This window comes from Limisphaerales bacterium, from assembly GCA_014382585.1.
Taxonomy (GTDB): domain Bacteria; phylum Verrucomicrobiota; class Verrucomicrobiia; order Limisphaerales; family UBA1100; genus JACNJL01.
In genome coordinates this window covers 15,949-37,008 of sequence record JACNJL010000035.1, presented here as the reverse complement: position 1 = coordinate 37,008, position 21,060 = coordinate 15,949, and the positions used below count along the sequence as shown (strand labels likewise).

General features: G+C 54.8%; 11 protein-coding genes. 6 read left to right on the top strand and 5 right to left on the bottom strand.

Going from position 1 to position 21,060, the window contains the following annotated elements; genetic code table 11:
- The first annotated feature begins 147 nt into the window (after positions 1 to 147).
- On the top strand, positions 148 to 2,358 hold the full coding sequence (locus tag H8E27_06255; GenBank protein MBC8325210.1) for a flotillin family protein: 2,211 nt from the start codon (positions 148 to 150) through the stop codon (positions 2,356 to 2,358).
- 51 nt (positions 2,359 to 2,409) lie between these two features.
- Positions 2,410 to 7,896 (top strand): DNA repair ATPase, encoded by a 5,487-nt coding sequence (locus tag H8E27_06250; protein MBC8325209.1) that lies wholly within the window; start codon positions 2,410 to 2,412, stop codon positions 7,894 to 7,896.
- 31 nt (positions 7,897 to 7,927) lie between these two features.
- Here the strand turns inward: H8E27_06250 and H8E27_06245 are convergent, their stop codons facing one another.
- Positions 7,928 to 8,740 (bottom strand): hypothetical protein, encoded by an 813-nt coding sequence (locus H8E27_06245; protein ID MBC8325208.1) that lies wholly within the window; start codon positions 8,738 to 8,740, stop codon positions 7,928 to 7,930.
- Positions 8,741 to 8,913: 173 nt separating this feature from the next.
- On the opposite strand from H8E27_06245, the gene H8E27_06240 reads away from it, so the two are divergent.
- From H8E27_06240 to H8E27_06225, 4 genes are all read left to right on the top strand, one after another.
- Positions 8,914 to 9,618 (top strand): endonuclease, encoded by a 705-nt coding sequence (locus tag H8E27_06240; protein MBC8325207.1) that lies wholly within the window; start codon positions 8,914 to 8,916, stop codon positions 9,616 to 9,618.
- 3 nt (positions 9,619 to 9,621) lie between these two features.
- Positions 9,622 to 11,529 (top strand): hypothetical protein, encoded by a 1,908-nt coding sequence (locus H8E27_06235; protein ID MBC8325206.1) that lies wholly within the window; start codon positions 9,622 to 9,624, stop codon positions 11,527 to 11,529.
- Positions 11,530 to 11,595: 66 nt separating this feature from the next.
- Entirely contained in the window at positions 11,596 to 13,974 is a 2,379-nt protein-coding gene (locus tag H8E27_06230) for a PSD1 domain-containing protein (GenBank protein ID MBC8325205.1), read from the top strand.
- Between the two features lie 2 nt (positions 13,975 to 13,976).
- Positions 13,977 to 15,416 (top strand): DUF1501 domain-containing protein, encoded by a 1,440-nt coding sequence (locus H8E27_06225; GenBank protein MBC8325204.1) that lies wholly within the window; start codon positions 13,977 to 13,979, stop codon positions 15,414 to 15,416.
- A 238-nt stretch (positions 15,417 to 15,654) separates the two neighbouring features.
- Here the strand turns inward: H8E27_06225 and H8E27_06220 are convergent, their stop codons facing one another.
- The 4 genes from H8E27_06220 to H8E27_06205 form a co-directional block, all read right to left on the bottom strand.
- A complete protein-coding gene (locus H8E27_06220; protein MBC8325203.1) occupies positions 15,655 to 16,056 on the bottom strand; it encodes a hypothetical protein in 402 nt (133 codons plus the stop codon).
- Positions 16,044 to 16,949, bottom strand: coding sequence for a hypothetical protein (locus H8E27_06215; protein ID MBC8325202.1), 906 nt, complete (start codon positions 16,947 to 16,949; stop codon positions 16,044 to 16,046). The genes H8E27_06220 and H8E27_06215 overlap by 13 nt, the downstream gene beginning before the upstream one ends.
- A 185-nt stretch (positions 16,950 to 17,134) precedes the next feature.
- A complete protein-coding gene (locus tag H8E27_06210; protein MBC8325201.1) occupies positions 17,135 to 20,101 on the bottom strand; it encodes a PQQ-binding-like beta-propeller repeat protein in 2,967 nt (988 codons plus the stop codon).
- Between the two features lie 88 nt (positions 20,102 to 20,189).
- On the bottom strand, positions 20,190 to 21,041 hold the full coding sequence (locus H8E27_06205; GenBank protein ID MBC8325200.1) for an amidohydrolase: 852 nt from the start codon (positions 21,039 to 21,041) through the stop codon (positions 20,190 to 20,192).
- Positions 21,042 to 21,060 lie beyond the last annotated feature (19 nt).

Genomic DNA, 21,060 nt, shown 5'->3' with positions numbered 1-21,060 from the left:
AAGATTATAGTGGCGCGCCTTCGGGGGAATTGTGTATTCTCGCCTCGACACCACGCACTGCTTCCCCGGGCGGTACTCCAACGCGCGCGGTGTCCTGTGTCGCAATATGTTTGTGCAATTAACAACTCAACTGTTTCGGAGAAAATTATGATCCAACCTGTTCTTAGTTTTATCAGTCTTGGCGGTCTTGCCGCCGGTGTGGTGGCGGCCATCGTCATTGGCTTATCCCTGCTTATCCTTGCGTTTCTTTCCATGTTTTGCCTGAAAAAAGTTCGGGCCGGCGAGGCCGGTGTGCGGACGGGTGTTGGCGGGCTCAAGGTCACCAAGGATTGGATGTTCCGGTTTCCTTTCCTGAATCGCTGGGATATTATGGATATTCAGGTGAAGAAACTGGAGGTGGCGCGGAAAGGCAAGGACGGCCTAATTTGCCAGGACAACATCCGCGCAGACATCGAGGTGGCATTTTATGTGCGCGTGGCACCGGAGGTAGAAAACATTAAGGAAGTGGCTGAAGCGGTGGGTTGTGAACGTGCTTCTGAAATCGAATTGCTGCGCAATTTGTTTGAGGCGAAATTCTCCGATGCCTTGAAGGCGGCCGGCAAGCAAATGGATTTTGATCAGCTTTATGTTCAGCGTTCCCAATTTCGGGATATGATTGTCAAAGAAATTGGCGAGGATCTCAACGGCTACAAACTGGAGGACGTGGCGATTGATTATTTGGAGCAAACCGCCCGCGAAGATCACGACCCTGCCAACGTGCTTGACGCGCAGGGTATTGAAAAAATCAACCGCATCACCGCCCAAAAAGAGGAGGAAACCAACAAGCGCACGCAGGAAAAGGATGTTGAAATTAAGAACGACAACATCCGCGCCGAAATGGAGAAACGCGAGTTGGACAAACAAAACGAAGAAGATTTAGCCAAGCAAACCCGCGCCGTGGAAGAGGCCAAGGCCCGTGAGGGCGCGGCGGCGCAGGTGGAGGTGCAGAAAAATCGTGAGGTCTCCGAGAAGGCTGAGATCGAGGCCAGCCAGCACATCGAGGAACGCAAGGTGGAACAGGATCGTGTGGTCATGAGTGCCACGTACGCGAAGGATCAAGATTTGCTGCGCTTGGAGCAGGAGAAAATTGAATCCGGCGAACAAGCCGAGGTGGATCGCTTGCGGCGCATCGGCCTGATGCAGCAGGAGAAGGAAGCCAAGATCATCGCGGCCGCCTTTGAAGTGGCCGAGAGCAAGGCCGGTTTGGAATCCAAAGAAAAGGAAGTCACCACCCAACACCAAGGCCGGTTGGATGTGGAGGCCGATATGTCAGCCGACCGCGCCAAACGCGTGCTAATGGTGGAAGCCACCGCCAAAGCCGAAGCGTCTTTGGTGGAGGAAGTGAAAATGGCCGAGGCCCAACATCGGGCGCAAAAGGAAATTGCCGACAAGGATTTGTATCTGGAGGTCACCTCCGCCGAATCTTCGAAACAAGCGGCAGAAAAGAAAGCCGACGAGATCATCACCATCGCCGAGGCGGAAGCCAAGGCCAGCGAGAAACGCAACCACGCCATGCAACAGGAAGCCGAAGGCACAGCGGCAATGCGGAGTGTCGATGGTTTGGCCGAGGCCCGCGTGACCATCGCCAAGGCGGATGCAAAGAAAGCGGACGCTGAAGCCGAACAAGCTTTAGGCATGGCCGAAGCCTCAGTGATGGCCAAACAAGGCGAGGCGAGCGGCCTTGCCAAGGCGGCGGAAGGCGAGGGCGAAGGCAAAGCGATCGACGCGGTGAAAGCCGCCGAAGCGGCCGGCGCTGAAAAAATGGGCCTCGCGCAGGCGGTGTCCAAAACCGAAATGGCAAAAGCCATCGAGATCTTCAACAAAGCCTCGCAGGATCACGAAGAATTCCGACTGCAACTCAACAAGGACCGCGACGTGGATTTGGCCGAAATCCAAATCCAAAAGGATGTGGCCGAAGCGCAGGCGCGCGTGGTGGGCGAAGCGCTCAAGAGCGCGAACATCGACATCGTCGGCGGCGAGAACGACTTCTTCGAGAAGGTCGTGCGCTCGGTGAGCTACGGCAAATCGGTCGACCGCCTCGTGAACAACAGCCAATCCATCACCGACGTGAAGAACACCTTCTTCAACGGCGACCCCGATTATTTCAAAACCCAACTTCGCGGTTGGGTGAAGGATCTGGGCGTCTCCAGCGAGGACGTGAAAAATCTCACCATCTCAGCGCTGCTCACCAAGTTAGTGAGCCAAGCGGATGACGGCGGCACGAAATCGGTGATCCGTCAGGCGCAAAAGGCGGTGAAAGAATCCGGCATCGGCGATATGATCTCCGGCGTGTTGCTGGGCGATAAGGCGGCGAAATAAATCCAATTCCCCATCCGGCTTCGGCCAGATGGGTTGGATTCCAAATTCCCGATGGCGGAACCTCCTGACAGTGGCGACAGTGGCACCCCCGCGGAAGGCGCATCAACCGCGCTGGAAGGCGGCGCGTACGATCTCATCAAGCAACGCCTGACTGATCAGGCCAAGGTGTTGCGCGAGCGATTGGGCACGCTCGACGAGCAACGCGCGGAAGTCTTTGGCACGCGCAAGCTGGAGTTGAAGAAAATGGATCGCGTGTCCACGCAGCTCAATTGCGAGCCGCGCGATATGATTCAGCTCGGCCACAATCGGTTCCTGTTTGGTTTCAATGTGAACCTCGGCCTCAAGCAAGGGCAGTTGAGCGATGTGTTCAGCGTATTTGAATATGACGCCGAGGCGCAGACGTTTCACGAGGGCGATCTCACGTTGTTGCAGGACGAACATTTCAAAGAATCGTTCTCGCGTCTTTTCAAAATTGATCAATCCGCCACGTTCCACCGGTTCGCCATAATTGGGGTTCACCTTTACATGGTGTTTCGCACCGGCAAAATGGTGGATGATGTGACGGTGTTCAAGTGGCTCTACAAAGATGGCGAGCTGGTTTACGAGGATGACCGCAGCGCGCCGGACTATCTTCGCCAAGGCTTTCCCGGCCAGTATAATTTTCAGTGGAAAACTCCGGCGAGTAGTGCGGTTCGGCACGGAGACAACCCGCACGTATCCATCGAGGACCGCGTGTTTGTGGAATGCGTGGGCGGCGATCTCACGATCAAAGTGGAGGACAACACCGCCACCGGCGAAGGTATCTACGCCGAGGAGGTAGTGGACGCGAATCAAAAAGTGGGCGATGCCGAAATTCAATACGCCATCCAAGGCTCGTTGATTTTGCTGAAGATGACGCCCTATCGCGAAAAGCAAACGCGCTATTTTATTTTCAACGAAAAACTTCAAGCCGTGCATCGCGTGGATACGCTGGGGCAATCGTGCGTAATGTTGCCCGAAGAGCATGGCTTAATTTTCCCCGACGGCTACTACTTGCAAACCGGCGAGCTGAAACGCTACGAGGGTGAGCTGGGAGAGATGGTGCTCGAACGCACGGTGTCATCACCCAACGGCGAGGATTTTTTGTATGTTTTTTTCAACCGAATGACCGGTCTCTACGCGCTGATGCCTTATCGGCTCATCGAACAGGAGGTCACCGAGCGCATCACGTGCCACGGGTTCTCACTGTTCCCCAATGGCGACCTCGTGAGCTTCCGCGCCGAGGAAGAGGCCATCAAACATCACACGATTCAACTGCGCCAAACGCCATTTTATCAACCCGGTTTCGAACCGGAAAGCGGCAACCGCGAATCGTTCCTGTACCAAGTGGGCAACAAATCCGTAGTACGCGCGATGGCCGAGTGCAATGAGGTGCTCATTCTCATCCAAAAAGAATCGCCCTATGCCGATCTCTACGCCGATGTGGCGCGCCGTTGTGAAAGTATCCCCAATTCATACGCGTGGCTGACCTCCGGCGATGGCGGCAGCGTAGTGGAAATTCTAAAAGAGATCGGCAGCTCCGCTGAGAAGGCCATCGCCGAGTTTGACAAAGTGCGACGCCTCCGCCTCGACGCCAAAGAAAAGGCCGATGAAATCCAAAAGCGCGCCAAGACGTTGTTCAATCAAGTCCTCCGCGCGGATTTCCGGTCGGTCGATGATTTCGTGGCCAACCTCGGCGGACTGCGCCGAATGCGCGGGGAAATCATCACGCTCAAAGACGAGGTGCGCTTCATCAACACCGCTGCGATGGACTCCCTAGAAGCGGAGGTGAAGGAGCAAGTGGAAACGCTTTCGCAATCGTGCGTCCAATTTCTGCTGCAACCCGAGGCGCTGGATCCCTATCGCGAACGCGCTGACGAACAGCGTAGCCAAGTCGAGGGCGTCACCAAAATGGCCGAGGCCAAAGAGTTGAATGCGGAAATCACTCAGGCGGGTGAAGACCTCGAAATGCTCATCGACATCGTGCGCAGTTTGCAAATCGATGACACGACCGAGCAGACTCGCATCATCGAATCCATCACCGCAATTTATCAGGTGGTGAATCAGGTGAAAGAAGCGCTCAAAAACAAATCTCGCACGCTGATGAGCGCCGAGGGTGCCGCGCAGTTTAATGCCCAGATTTTATTGCTTAGCCAAACGGCGGTAAATTATCTGGATATGTCCGACTCGCCGGAAAAATGCGACGGATATTTTAATAACGTCATCAATCAGCTCGAGGATTTAGGCGGCGACTTCGCGGATTTTCCGGAGTACATCGAGCAACTTGACGAAAAACGCGGCGAACTCGAAGCCGCCTTTGAGCAAAAACGGCTGCAACTCGAAGAAGCCCGCAACCGCAAAGCCACCGCGCTGGTGTCTTCCGCCGAACGCATGCTCAAGAGCGTGGAGCACAAACTCGGCACCTTCGACGACGTCAACGACATCAACGGCTACATGGCGGCCGATCGGATGATCGATTCCATCCGCGAACGCGTGAAGGAACTCACCGAACTTGAAAAAGCCGGCGAAGCGGAGGGCATCCAGTCCCAGCTCAAATCCATCCACGAGGAAGCCGTTCGCCAGCTCAAAGACAAAAAAGAACTCTACGTCGACGGCCAAAACGTTATCCAGTTCGGCAAACACAAATTCGCCGTAAACACCCAACCGCTGGACCTCACCATCGTGCGCCGGGGCGACGAGCAGAATTTGCACCTCACCGGCACCCAGTATTTCGACCCCATCGAGGACGAGGCTTTCCTCGCCACGCGCGAAGTGTGGGAGCAACAGGTTATCAGCGAAGACCGCGAAATTTACCGCGCCGAATATCTCGCCTATTTGCTTTGGCAGAAACTCGAGCACGAAAGCGGCGAACGTCTCGCCGAAGTCGCCGCGATGAAGGCCGCCGACCGCCTCAAACTCGTGCAGGATTTCATGGGCGACCGCTACGCCGAGGCGTACACCAAAGGCATTCACGATCAGGACGCGGCCAAGATTCTCGCCGCGCTGCTCAACACCCACGCCGCCCTGCAGCTGGCGCGCTATCATCCCCGCGTACGGGCGTGCGGCGCGGTTTATTGGCATCACTTTTGTCCCGAGGACACGCGCAAACTTTGGGCCGCCAAACTCGAAGGCTTCGCCAAACGTAACGAGCTGTTCCCCGGCGATCCCACGCAGCGCGAATATATCGTGGCGCTGCAGGAATTGGTGGCGGGTTTTGTCACGGACACCGTTTTGTTCCCCGAAGAAGATGCCGCGCCCGCGGGCGAATATTTATTTTACGAAATTACGAATGGCAAAGATTGGGCCGTCAGTCAGGAAGCGGATCAATTGCTCACTGAATTTGAGCGGCATCTCGTCAAGAAAGGCAGCGAAGCCGAATTTGACAAAGCGCAGAAACCGCTCAAGGCCAATCCGCACAGTCATTATCAGCTCGTGCGCGATTGGGTGCGCGGCTTCCTGCTCACGCGCAACGGCGAAAATAAATATCTCGAGGAAGTCGCTGCGTTGATTTTCTGCGGCCATCATCACAAACAAGCCGTGGTGAAAGCTGCTACCGCTCAGGCCATCACCGGTCTGCAGGGCGCGCACGATGCGGTGCAGGAAGGTAGTTACGATTTTGATTATCTTGTGTTTCAGGAGAAGCTCGGCCGCTTCGCACGCGAAAGCGTGCCGCGTTTTGAGCAGTATCAGGAGTTGAAACAAAAACTCATCGAAGACGAAAAAGAAGTGTTGCGCCTGCACGAATTTGAGCCGCGCGTGCTGTCCTCCTTCGTGCGCAATCAATTGGTGGACACTGTATACCTGCCGATCGTGGGCGACAATCTTGCCAAGCAAATTGGCGTCACCGGCGAAGGCAAGCGCACGGATTTGATGGGCTTGCTGCTACTCATCTCTCCGCCCGGTTATGGCAAAACCACGTTGATGGAATATCTCGCCAATCGAATGGGCCTGATTTTTATGAAAATCAACGGGCCGGCGCTGGGCCACGAAGTGGGGTCGCTGGATCCCGAGGATGCCCCCAACGCCGGCGCGCGCGCGGAAGTCAATAAACTCAATCTCGCACTGGAGATGGGCGATAACGTGATGATTTACTTGGATGACATTCAGCACTGCAACCCGGAGTTTTTGCAGAAATTTATTTCGCTCTGTGACGCCCAGCGCAAAATCGAGGGTGTCTGGCGCGGTCAACCCAAAACCTACGATATGCGCGGTCGCCGCGTCGTCGTCGTGATGGCCGGCAACCCGTACACCGAGAGCGGCGAGAAATTCCGCATCCCCGATATGCTCGCCAACCGTGCTGACACATACAATCTCGGCGACGATATGAAGGGGCGCGAGGAAGCGTTCAACGGCAGCTACATTGAGAATGCCATCACCTCCAATCCCGTTTTGCAACCGCTCGCCAAGGCAGCACAAAAAGATATTCAAGCGTTTATTCGGATGGCCGAGACCGGCCAACGCGAGGGCATCGAGTTACAGGGAAGTTATTCCGCGAATGAAACCGAGGAATTACTCAACGTCCTCAAAAAACTCACCGTACTGCGCGATGTGGTTTTGAAAGTAAATCAGTTGTACATTGAGAGCGCCGGGCAAGCGGATGAATTCCGCACCGAACCGGCCTTCAAGATGCAGGGCTCCTATCGCAATATGAATCGCCTCGCCGAAAAGGTGTTGGCGATTATGAATGATCAGGAGCTGATGGATCTCGTGCTCGACCATTACAAAGGCGAAAGCCAAACACTCACCACTGGCGCAGAGGCAAACTTCCTGAAATTCAAGCAGCTCATCGGGGTGATGACCGAAGACGAGGAAGCGCGTTGGGAGGATATCAAAAAAACCTATGGCCGGAATCAATTCCTGCAGGGCGGCGACCAAGGCGATCCTGTCAGCCGCGTGGTCAGCCAGCTCTCACTCTTCACCGGTGGTCTTGATGCCATCCAAGGCACGCTAAAAGAAGAGCTTTCTAAACCCCGGACCACCCAGCTCGATCTGGGCGGGATGAACGAAAGCCTCGATGCCCTTCGTGATACGATTTCCCAGCACCTTTCCGGCCAGCAAACCGCCGCACCCACCCCCACCGAGGGCACAGTGCCGAGCGACGCAACCAACGAAAATCTCACCGCCTTGCGCGGCGCATTTGAGAAATATCTGGAGCAATCCAGCACCGCAGCCGCCGCCACACAGGAAAGCCAATCCGCCCTCGCCGACCGCCAAATGGCGTTGGCCGAATTCATTGAGCAAAGCAACGTCACGCTCGCTGATACCATCCGCGATTCACAATCCCAAACGCAGGCCAACCAAATGCAGGCGGCGCTGTCGAAGATTGGCGTGCTCTTCGCCAACTATCAGGAACGCCATCGCGAACTGCGTGAACGCCTCGACGCCGCTCAGCCCACTGAAGTGGTTGTCGATGTCAGCCAGGATATGGTGCAGGACAGTGACGCCCTCATCCAACAACTCCTCGCTCAATTGCAGGAAGCGCAGCAACAGGAACCGCCCGCAGATAGCAAAGGAGGGTAAGGGTACGATGCCCGTCCCCCGTCCCTCCCGACTACTTACTCCCTGGAAATGAGATGTCCGGGAAGCTTGTCCACTTGTCATCCTCTGGATCCCGCGCGGAGGCAGACACCGTCGGCGCAGCAAAATCTCCCTCCACCGCGGCGACTTCCACCGGGGCCTCGGCGGGTTCAGGCTGAGGTGTTGGCTCAAGGTCCGTGGTTTCTTCTTCAACCTCGACATCTTCCGCAAACGAACTGCGCGGGAATGACGAGCTGCCGCTTGTAAATGAACTGCCGCTTGTAAATGAACTGCTGCTGGTGAACGGGCTGCTGTAGGCGGGTTCTTTTTCCGCCGCCGCAGTGGGGGTCAGTGTCACGCTGTTTTTGTCCTCCCAAACCACGTGTACTGCCGGCACCACGCCCACCTCGATTTGCACTTCGTGAAACGTCAACCGGCGAAGATGCACTTTGTCCTCCAACGCCTCGGCCTTGAAAAGCGAATTCAGCATACTGCTCAAGAGCTTGTTGTCCGCGTGCTGTTGGAGTAGGCGTTCCTGTTTGCGCGCGTTGATTGCCGATTCGCGCCGCAGCACCGAAACCACCTTGGGGTTAAACCCCATCTCCAACCGCACCGCCTGCAGTTTGTAACCGGCCTCTTTGAAAACCCGCTCGGCGTCCTGAATTTTTTCCAGGCTCTCCATCATCTTTTCTTCGCTGTCCGCTTTCAAATCGTCCACTGTGCTTTCCACGTCGCTGCGAATTTCGCGAATCGTTTCCGCTCCCTCTTCAACCATCGCGCGAATTTCCTCCGCCTTGGTTTTGTAGTGTTCGACTTTTGATTTCAGATTTTTAATAAACTTGGCCATAAGATTGCCTTTCGTTGTGGTTGACGGTTTGAGTCGTCGCGTGGGTGAGTGAATACTACAAAAAACCCACCCATCGGGAAACCTTTTTCGTTGGCGAAATCCGCCGATCGCGGTAATGTATCCTTCCCAGCGCCAAACGCCCCTAATTTACAAAACGGGGGAAAATATCTGCTATGAAAGATCACGAGGTCAAAGCCCTCTTCCAATCGACGCTGGAAGATTTCCAGCTATCCCGCAGCGAACGCAACGAGGTCCGCACGCTCACCGATTCCATCAACGGCAGCGAACAGCGCCGCGCACTTTATCGAAGTATGGCTTTCGATGCCGCGCGCGAGGCGCTGGCTAAAGCCGATGCCGGTCAGCGCCATCAGGTTTTGGAGTGGCTTGAAAATACCGTCAAAACCCTGCACCCCGCCGAGAATATCCCCAACACCGGCAAAGTCGATGCGGCCGCCGCCTTCTTCAGCCCCGACGATGATTGCGTTGGCAAAATCATCGATTGCTTGGCGCAAGTCCGCGCTTCGGTGGATATTTGCGTGTTCACCATCACCGACAATCGAATTGCCGGCGCCATTGAAAAAGCGCATCGCCGCCGCGTGCAAATCCGCGTCATCAGTGATGACGACAAATCGATGGACGCCGGCTCGGACATCAGGCGCCTCGAGCGCGCCGGCATCGCCGTGCGTATGGATCGGTCCGAACATCACATGCACCACAAATTCGCCATCTTCGACAAATCCAAACTGCTCACCGGCAGTTACAACTGGACCCGCTCCGCTTCGTTGCACAACGACGAAAATTTTCTCATCACCGGCGATGCCGATTTAATCAAGTCGTTTACCCGAATGTTTGACAAACTCTGGCGCAACTTTAGCTGACCTGTGGCCAAACCCCGACATCAACCTCGTGACACAGCGGCCCGTTCCAAAGCGAGGGGCGCGGGTGATGTGAAGTTGCGGCTGCGCCTGCCCACCGATGGCTCGGTGGATCTCGACAAACTCCGCGCCGCTCTCGAGGCGCAGCTCGAGAAAAACCGCCAGCCCGTGGCGGAGGAAATCCCCGTAGCCAAACCCGAGCCGGTCATTGTTCAACCCGAGCCGCAGCTGGAGCCAGAACGTGCCCCCTCCGCCACGTGGGCATGGATCAAAGCCCGGCCATTCTTCACCACCGCACTCGCCTCCGCGCTGTTGGCCTTTGTGATGGGAATCGTCCTCATTGCCCAAAAAGCCGGCGGCGGAGTCACAAACGGCACGGTCGGTTGGCTGTTTGTGTTGGGGTTGGGCACGCTCATTATCAGTTTCGGTTTTGTTTTCAAACGCGAACGCAAATCCACGCCGGAAGTTGCCACCGTGACCACTTTTTTGAATTGGATTAAGCAGCACAAAAAAATCGTCATCGGAACCGGCCTCGGTATGGCTACGTTGGTGGTGCTCGGCTTATGGATCGCCGCCATCGTTCAATCTCAATCCGCTAAACCCAAGCCGGACGAGATCGCCAAAGGCCCCACGACGCCCAAAATCATTACCCCAATTCCGCCTGTTACGCCGAAGTCACCGGTCACACCTCCGGCAGAAACAGCGGACACATTCAAACCCGCCGACGGATTCACCGGGCGTTTGATGGTTGTCCTCTCCATTGGCTGTGCGCTCGGCCTTGGCAGTTTGCAAATGCGCCGCGTGGAAGATTCAATGTTCCCCACATCCGAAGAAAAACAAGCTGCTGCTAAAGCTGGCTACATCGATTTCTGGCACGGCTTCCGCCATTTCCTCGCCGCCCAAGGCGGCTTCGTGCTCGTCGCCGCCGCCACGGGAGCGGCGGTGTTGGTTTGGGATGCCACGCGCTGGGAATTCGAATTGCCCGGCGGAGAAGTAGTGGCCTATTCCGCGTGGTCAGCAGCGCCGTGGTCACTCGCGGGCACGGGCATCGCTGGGCTGCTCGTGATGGCTCTCGGCGCAGCGGGGATAAACCTAATGCCCGCGCTAGACCGCACCGTGCAACCCTCCACCACACACTCAGCCCCCGCGCGTTTTGCCTTGCGCAAAATCTGGCACATCATTTTGATGGGATTGATTTTCGGCGCCGTTGTTTCCGTGTCATTCGTGGATCCCATTTTTTACTGGTGGGATCTTTGGCTCAAGTGGTCGCTCGGCATCGGAATGGTGGTGGCACTTTTTTGGAATGGTGCCAAGCTCATCCCCAAGGAAAAAAATATCAAACCGCTGCCTCGCACGCGCCCCGGCCAATTTCGCACACTGCCCTTTTACAACGTGCCGCTGCTCACCGCCGCCACGCTGCTCGCCGCCGCGGGTGCGATTCATTTCTGGCATTTTCATTGGCTGCACCTCTGGTGGATCGCCCCCCTCACCGGACTTGGTGTCACCGTGGCTTTGGCCGCACTGCGAAGCTTCCCACGTTTGCTGCGCCAATGGGTTGAGATTTTATTGTTCCCTTCCGTGGTCGCCATCATTTGTGATTGGTTTGTTTGGCCGCATTCTTCCCATCAACCATTTTGGATTGTGTTGGGCATTCTGTCTGGTCTGTTCGCGTTGGGCATTTGCCTCACTGAAGGCAAAAAAACTGAGAGCGGTTGGTTGCTCGTCATTCCCCCCAGCCGCCGCAATTTCCAGCCCGTGCTCAATCCGGACAAATCCGGCCTCCAAGTTCGCTGGGGCAGCTTGCTTATTATCATGGCCGCGATCCTTCTCCTTATCGCTTGCGCCGCTAAATGGGCCTGGAGTGGCTCGCCAGAACCCGAGCCAACTGTGAAGGCACCGACCAGTTTGTCCTGATTTCCAAGATGATAGATCGTCGAATACCCTTGCCGTAAGAGGCTTCTAACAGGAGGATTTTTCAGCATGAATTTGCGAATCCATCATTGGCTGCCGGTTGTGTTGTTGTCCCTTTCCGCAACCGCCGTACCCAAGGTCACGCAGCACGACGCCATTCCGGTGTTGCTGCGGCGGTGTGTGATGTGCCATGGGCAGGACGCACGCGAGGGCGGGCTCGATCTGCGCACCAAGTCAACCATGCTTGCTGGCGGTGCATTTGTTTCCGGGAAACCGGCGGAAAGTAAAATGATTCAGCGCATTGTTTCGCGTGAATGCCCGCCAGATAAAAACATCAGCATGGCCGGTATTGAGCGCATGGGTGCAAGCGAGTTAAAAACCCTGCGCGATTGGATCAGTGTTGGGGCACCGGAAGTATGGCAAACGCTGAAGCCGGTGAAGCTAAAACCCGGAGCTCGCAATCATTGGGCGTTTCAACCCCCGAAACGGCCGACCATTCCAACAGTTGCCATCCCCCAATCCAAGATTCGCAATCCTATCGATGTTTTTCTGCTAAGAAAACTGGCCATTCAAAAACTGGGATACTCGCCCGAAGCATCAAAGCACACGTTGCTGCGGCGGGTCACCTACGACCTCACTGGCCTTCCGCCCACGCCTTCGGAGATGGTGGCGTTCGAAGAAGACACTAGCCCAACGGCTTATATGAAAGTTGTAGATCGGCTGCTGGCTTCGCCCGCGTACGGGGTGCGTTGGGGGCGGCATTGGCTGGATCTAGCCGGCTATTCAGATTCCGAAGGCAAACGCAATGCAGACATGATTCGGGATTACGCGTGGAAATATCGCGACTACGTCATCAACTCTTTTAATGCCGACAAGCCGTACAATGATTTTCTAGTGGAGCAAATCGCCGGTGATGAGTTGGTGGATTATTCGGACCCCGAGGCGATCGATGAAAACGTCATCGAGAAATTAGTCGCCACAGGATTCCTTCGTATGGCCCCCGATGGCACCAGTGCTAATCCCGTAAACCGCGTGGAGGACCGAATTGAAGTCATCGGTGATGAATTGCAAATTCTCGCCGGTGGCGTGATGGGGTTGACCATGAAATGTGCGCGTTGCCACGATCACAAGTACGACCCAATCAGTCAGCGAGATTACTATTCCTTCGCAGCCATCTTTAAAGCTTCATATGATGAGTACAACTGGCTGACACCACAGCCATTTAGAAATCAATGGGCAGGCAGTACACGCCGGCATTTGCCGGTGGCGTTGCCTGAAGAACGCAAACCCATTGAGGCTTACAACGCGAAGTTGAAAGAGGAGTTGGATCCACTAGAGAAGAATTTCACATCCGCAAAGGGAATGGAACGCAAGGAGTTGAAGAAGAAAATAGACGACCTGAAAGCAAAGAAGAAAACTATGCCGCTCATTCGCGCGCTGTGGGATCGAGGTGAATCTTCCCCGACTTATGTGAATCTGCGCGGCAATCCCGGGAGCCCCGGGGCGCGGGTAGGGCCGGCATTGCCACGGGTGTTTTCAGAAACCCCCTTCCAGCCTGCTAAAGTGGTGGGCAAAAACAAGACGGGTAACCGGCTGGCGCTGGCGCGGTGGATGACCAATCCGGATCATCCGCTCACCTCCCGGGTGTGGGTGAATCGCATTTGGAAACATCATTTCGGCCGGGGAATTGTCGCGAGCCTGGATAACTTTGGCAAACTCGGTAGTGTGCCTACGCATCCTGAGTTGCTCGACTGGCTGGCCATCGAGTTGGTCGAAAACAAATGGAGCACCAAGCATCTGCATCGCCTTATCTGTACCAGCACCGCTTATCGGCAATCTTCTTTTAATGCCAAAACTACCGCGATAAAGGATCCCGACAACATCTGGCTTTCGCGCATGCGTATGCGGCGGCTGGATGCGGAGGAATTGCACGACGGACTGCTTGCTATCACCGGTCAATTGAATATCCGTTTGGGGGGCAAGCCTGATGATGTGCAGGTGCGTGAAAGAGGTTATGTCACGGGCAAGCCGGGGAAAGGGGGATGGCGCCGTAGTGTTTATATTCGCCAACGCCGCATACACATGATGACAATGTTGGAGACGTTTGATCTGCCGGCGATGAACCCCAATTGTGTCACCCGTATCAACTCCACTGTGGTGCAGCAGCCACTGTTTTTATTGCATGACAAAGTGATTTACGAGCTGTCGCGCAAGCTGGCTTCGGAGATTCAGAAAGAAGCCAAAACCATCGAGGCGGCCACCAGGTTGGCGTATCGCAAAATCATTAATCGACCGCCGTCAGAGAAAGAGCTGCTAGGAATGACGAAATCGATGCAGGAACTGGAGCGTCAATTCGTGGCGGCAAAAGAAACCGGCCAACGCAACAAAGCACTGTCGGCGGTGTGCCACGCGTTGTTTAATTCCGCCGCATTTTTGTACGTTGACTAATGATGAACTCGATCGAAATCAATCGCCGCACATTTTTTGATCGCGTGGGCGACGGTCTTTATGGTGCGGCGCTGGCCTCACTATTGACTCGTGATCTGTATGGAACGGAGCGGCACCACAAATCAGCTCTCCCTACGGATACCCAGCCACGCCAGCCGCACTTTGCGCCCCGCGCCAAGGCGGTTATTCAATTCTGCATGCAGGGTGGGCCGTCGCAAGTGGATTTGTTTGATCCCAAGCCGGCACTGGAAACATTGCACGGTAAAGATGCGCCGGAGGAATTTACCAAGGTCGCGCCTGCTGGTCGCAGCATGAAAGGTCATCTCATGCGTAGCCATTGGAAGTTTGCACAATATGGGCAAAGCGGCGCGTGGGTGAGCGAATTGCTGCCGGAGACAGCAAAGGAAATGGATCATATTGCTGTCATTCGCTCCATGTTTAACGTGCACGAAAATCACGAGCCGGCTTGTTATAAATGGCAAAGTGGTGAGACCTTTCCCGGTCACCCGACCATGGGATCTTGGATCACATACGGCCTCGGCAGCGTGAACCAGAATCTCCCCGCCTACGTAGTGCTGGCTGATCCTCAAAACCGACTGCCAGTAAACGGCGTGGAAAACTGGATGAGCGGATATTTGCCACCGCTGTTTCAAGGCACGTCCATTAAGAGTGAAGGCACCCCAATGCTGCATCTCAAGCCGGATTTTAAAGAGCCCGCGGGTGTGAGTGCTGCCAAGCACAACCTGATCAACGCGCTTGATCGAATTCACAAGGCAGAGCGCCCTAACCAGCATGTGCTTGATTCGCGCATTGCCAATTATCAAATGGCTGCACGAATGCAGGTGCAGGCTACTGAAGCACTGGATGTTTCAACAGAAACGGAGAGTACGCGTAAGCAGTACGGCATCGGCGGGAAGGAAACGGATAATTTTGGCAAGCGTTGCCTTATGGCGCGACGGTTGGTGGAGCGAGGCGTACGATTAATCCAAATTTATCCAAAAGGCCAAATGTGGGATAACCACAACAACATCAAGACTTCTTTGCCGGCTGCCTGTAAACAAAGCGATCTTCCCACTGCCGGATTGCTGCGTGATCTGCGGCAACGTGGACTGCTCGACGATGTGCTTATTCTGTGGGGAGGCGAATTCGGTCGGTTGCCGATGGCTCAGGGTGAATATGCCAAGGCCGGTCGCGACCACGGCCCGAGCGGATTTACTAACTGGATGGCTGGTGGCGGCGTGAAAGGCGGCACTGTGTATGGCGAAACCGATGACATCGGTTTTGGGGCAGTAAAAGACCGTGTGAGCATTCAAGATTGGCATGCCACCATCCTCCACCAGCTCGGCATGAACCATGAAAAACTTTTCTTCGATCGCAATGGACTCCACGAGCGACTAACTCACACGCATCCCACACGGGTGGTGAAAGAGATCTTGGCCTAAGTTATTTCGCGTTTTCAAAACACATCACCCGCCCATCCACCAACGTCACCCAAATCCTTCCGGCGCTGTCGATGCTTGCGCCGCCTTTGATCGGTTGGGCGGGGAGTTTGGCGGTCCATTCGTCATTGCCGGTATTGAGGTTGATGAAGGGTTCCTTTTCCGCGCCTTCATCGCCGACGCCGAGAAGGCTGGATTTGCCGACGATGAACGCGGCGTTAGGAATCGCCGGTTAGTTTCACTACTTCCCCCATTTCGCAAAAGCTGCTTTTTCGGCATCTTTCAATCTTTGTATAACATGGTTTAAATCCGCCTTGCTAACTCTGCCTGTCACAAATTTGTCGGTCCGAAAACTCTCTATCATTGTGTTTGTCATGCTGTCCCTAAGCATCGGAAATCTTTGAGCCAAATAAATTTCCTCGACAGTCGCTGTTTCCAAATCTAAATCTTTAAGCTCTCGAGGAAAGTAGATGGCTTCAGCTAAGTTGCGAACCTTTCTTTCTAATTCCGCATCAACCTCGGAAAAATCATTTTTGATGGGTTTTGTTGAAAACTCTTCAGGCTTATGCACTTGATTGCCTATGTTCAAGCAGCCTAGTGTTAACCCTGATGACAGGCAGCAAATAATGATTATTCGATCCATGATTCTATCCAATTTACTAAAAAAACATTCAGTTCAAAATGAGTCCAAAACAATAAATCAAGTTCATTTATTCTGCCGCCAAATACAAATCTGTTGATATTGTCATTGTTTGGAAACTTCTCGTCTGCCCAATGTTGTTTATAACGATATTGGGTGCCTGGCTCATAGACAGCATTCCCGAATCCTGTTCTAACTTTACCGAATTCTACTTCATGGCTAAGATCCTCCCTTTCGTTAAAGCGTAAATCGCGAACGTTTATTTTTGTTGTTAAATAAAACCGCAACCCCACAACATCAGCGTCAACCTTTTGCTTATCGAGGGAAAGGAGGAACTCCAGTTCGTTATTATTATTTTTGAGAGTAATCTCGATTTCCTGTTGATGTAATACTGGGTCATTTTTTAGGGGGTCATCTTCAATTATTAATGCTTTCGGGTAGAAATTTATGGTAATCGAATCTACTTTATTGAATATGAGAATGGACATGAAAAAATTATCCAAGTCATTGTAGCCGTTCATTCCTTCAATCAATTGTTCTTCAAGTGACTTATCATTAAACCAATTGATATGATTTATGGTGTTTGTAAAATTGGAGGTCTCAAAAAATTCAGGACTAGTGGGTTGTGGTGTCCAGGAAATGTATTGGCCTCCTTCTGAAGATTGCCCCGTTTCAATATAATCGCCAAATTTGTTAATCAGCCCCGCTTGTTCATAAAATCCCTGTGTTAATGAAAACCCGCTTTCAAAATACTCAACTAAACCCGTGTCATCGTTGATTTCCTCCTCGTATTCTAAAACAAAAAAATCATTTTCAGCTCTCAGGTTGCCGCTGAAAACCTGACAGAGAGCGATTGATATGATTAGCAGTTTGATATGTCTTTGCTTTGATAACATTGGGGAAAAACTGACGTACGCCGCTCGAATGTCAAGCGGTTTTTCATATTCTTTTTCGGTTGTGTTGCTGGGGCAATGGACACTTCATTAGAATTCCCAATTAGCGGCGAGACATTCAGCCCCGAAGTGTCAGGTATGTTTTTCAATTGGACTATCAGTAGCGGATTGATGAGTTTTGACTCAGATCATTCTAATCCCTTTTCAAAACACATCACCCGCCCATCCACCAACGTCACCCAAATCCTTCCGGCGCTGTCGATGCTTGCGCCGCCTTTGATCGGTTGCGCGGGGAGTTTCGCGGTCCATTCGTCATTGCCGGTTTTGAGGTTGATGAGGGTGATGAAGGGGTCCTTCTCCGCGCCTTGATCGCCGACGCCGAGGAGGCGGGTTTTGCCGACGATGAATCCGGCGAAGCGGCGGCCGCGGGCGTCGCGCCACAGCACTTTGCGTTGGGGCGCGCCACGGCGGGCGTTCCAGCGGGCGCGTTCTTTGGTGAGCTTCGGCGCGCCGGGAGGCAGCGCGGCCAATGCGTGGAGGTAATTGAATTTGTTGCCCTCGTAGCTGGCGTCGAACACCAGTTCGCGTCCATCGGCCAGTGTGTGCGCGAGCGAGACGTAGTTGCCGTACTCGGGGTAGTACGGATAAAACGCGGTGCGATATCCGGATTGCGGATTGTTTACCGGCGTATTCACGCACTTGCCGTCGTCGAGATTGAACTGCGCGACTTCCTGCACGCCGCCGCCGAGGAAACAGAGCTTGCCGTTTTCCATAAATAAACTACCCTGCATACTCACGCCGCTGTTCACTTTTTTGTTGAGCGACCCGCTGCTGTCATTGTGCCACTTGAGATTGCCGGTGATGGCGTCCAGCGCGACCACGTGCGTGCCGTCGTAATGCGCGATGCCGGCCGAGGCGTAGACCGTTCCATCTTCCACCAGCACCCCGCCGGCGACGGGCCAAGTGGAAATGAGTTTACCGAACACCGCGATCCAGCGCTCCGTCGGTGCCACACGATAGCTCCACAACTTGCGGCCCGTGGCGGCTTCGTGGCAGTACACGCGTCCGTCCGCGCTGCCGGAATACACGCGGCCCTTTGCCACGGCGGGCGGGAAATAAATCGCGCCGCCGGTGAATGTTTCCCACATCAGTTTACCGTTGGAATTCATCGCGCGGATCACGCCGCTGCGGTTGGCAATGAAGGTTAATCCACCCGCGGTAACCGGCGCGGTGGGCAGCGCGGCGGTGGGGGCGGGGAAACTCCACCGCTCCTTCAACGCGGCGGGCAAAGGCAGTGTGGTGGTGGACGTGCGGCGGTTATTCCCTTGGTAAACTGACCAATCATTTTTGTGGGCGGCAAGTGGGCGAACGTTTTTGAGATCTCCTTTGCTGGACTCGAATTGCGGGCGCGCTTCGCCGGGGCTGGCGAGTTGATTGCCGGCGGCGGTGAGGCTGATGTGGCCGTAGAGCGAAAGTTGGCAGCCGCACATCCACGGGCCCCAGAAAAGGTTGCCGTCGGAAATGATGACGCCGTCCTGACACGGCGGCCGCATCGGCGCGATGTGTTGGGCGGTGTTGCTCGGCACATCCATCCGCACTGTGCCGCCGCTGGCGCGGAAGAAAACGCTGTCGATGCTGCCGGTCGCACGGGTGCAGGCGCGGCGCCACGGCATCATGCTTTTCACTTTGCCGGTTTTGTATTCGAGAATCATCCCGCCATTGCTGCGCTGCGCGCCCGCGGCAAAAATTCCTTCCTCGCGCAACACGAGTTGCACATTGCCGCCGCCTTTCTTGTGCCACAACAATCGGCCATCTTTCGTGGCGGCGGATACCAAATTTGGCCGTGTGGGGCCGGAAAAGAAAATCTCGTCCTTCGTGCACTTGATGTACGCGGTCGTTGCGTAGCCGGTGATATAATGCTGTGCGCGCGCGTGGGGCGCAATGGCCTCGAGCAAATCTTGGTCTGAGTTGCGCCAAGCCGGTTTGCCGTTGGTGCCGATCGCGGCGAGGAATTTCTTGGGGCTATAAAAATAAATTTTCCCATCGCGCAAACACACGCCGCGCGCGTCGATGAATTCCTTTTCCGAATGCTGCCACTTGATTTTTTTGGTCTTCAAATCAATCGCCACGAATGTGCGGCCATAACCGAAATTGGTTTTGGGGTTTTTGTAATCGTGCCCTTCCCACATTCCCCACGGCCAATGGCCGAGGCCGGGTTTGCCGGAGGGGACGGTCTTCACAGAAATTTCTCTGGAACCCACCAATGCGTACAGCGTGCCATCGACCATCGCCATCCATTTCCACGTTGGGCCGTCGCCCACGCCTTTGGGGATGATGATCTCTTCGCGTACTTTGCCCGTGTGCGCGTCGATGATTTTACACGATTCGTTATCCGCCATATACAAGGCATCGTCGGTAGCCACCATCGTGTTGCGGTGGATCATAAAGCCCGGCGTGAGCTTGCGTTTCCAGTGGATGATGCCGTTATGCGCGCTGGCGCAAATGAGGGTGTTGAGCATTTCGTTTTGGTTGGCCTTGTGCGCGATGTGGCCGAAGGCGCGGTACACGCGCCCCCCGGCGGCCACGGTGATTTGCGGCATCGGGCTAAACTTCGGTGCTTGAATAAACTGTGTGAGATACGGCGCGCGCGCCACGGCGTCGGTGGATTGCGGATTATTATCCGGCCCGTGAAAGGGATGGCTCCACGCATCGGTCTTTTGGGAGGTGGGTTTGGTAATGATTCGGTTACCGACATTTGCCTGCCCGCCCGGCCGGAGTACACGTAGGATTTCAGCGTCCTTCACATCTGGTCCGAACAGGGTGGCAAAGTCCGCCATGTTGTCGCCAAGGCAAATTCGGTCCAGCTGGCTTTGTTCCACAAACACGCGCTGCCCCAGCAACCCCGCGCCATCCGCCGCTTTGCGCACAGCGAGTGCGGTGGCAGCATCGGGCGACTGAAAATAAATCGTTAACTCACTCGCTTGCGCTAATTCAAGGACATACAGCGCCATCGCGCGTTCGTCTTTGCCGGTGACTACTGCAATGCCACGGGTCTGTTTTGCCAGCGCGAAAGCCGCTTTCTCCGCCTGCCCGAATGCTGACACGGCGAGAAATGCGAGGAGTGAAAATGAAAAAGGAAGAAGATTTTTTTTCATGATAATTGGGGGTGTGTTTGGATGGTAAATCCAGTATGCGCCGAAGCCCAAAAGACGCAACCCCATTGTGGCCGTGGAAATTAGCGATTCAGTTAAGCCCCAACAAGGGCAAGGTGTCCCGGTAAATCATCTTGTCAATTTCCGTTTCCAACAGTCTTGGCAAGGCACTTCCTTCGAGCATGCTGTTTAGGTTATGCAGGCCGGCGATGGTGTCGTTGACGGTGGTGTAGGGATAGTCGGTGCCGAACAGGATTTTGTGCCACACACCGTATTCCTGTACGAGCATCAGGCTTTGATAGAGTTGGAAGGGGCGATAATAAAGCGCGCTGATGTCGGCGTAAACATTGGGGTGCTTGCGGGCAACGACGATGCATTCGCCTTCGTATGGATGCCCGAGGTGGGCCATAATGATTTTTACTTTGGGGAAACGCGTGGCAACGACGTCGAGGTGGCGCGGCAGGGTACACTCCAGCGGCGCTTGGCTGATAAACGTAGTGCCCGTGTGGAGGAGGACCGGTAGCGCGTGGTCGGTGGCGTATTCCCAAAGCGGATCGAGTAACGTATCATCCGGCCGGAAACCGGCGTACATTGAGAGCAGCTTGATGCCGCGCAAGCCGAGAATTTGGTGGCCGTGTCGAAGTTCGTCCTGCCAGCCATACTGCGTGGGGTCGAGTGAAAGAAACCCGATGAGCTTGTCTGGCCGCGTGGCGGCGTATTCCGCCACGTATGGGTCGTCCACCCAAATTCCGCTGAGCCGTGCTTTGCCACCGAAGACGATCGTGTGCACGTCCTCATTCGCGGGGCAAGCCGCCGCGTAATCCTCGAAGCGTACGGTGAGATCCACCTCGACATCCCCCCGCGCCTTTTTCGCCTGCTCGCAGTGGTCGGAGGTGAAATCCTCCGGATGCCGCCATGTGTGACTGTGGACGTCGACAATCAAGAGTCGTTTAATTTATTTT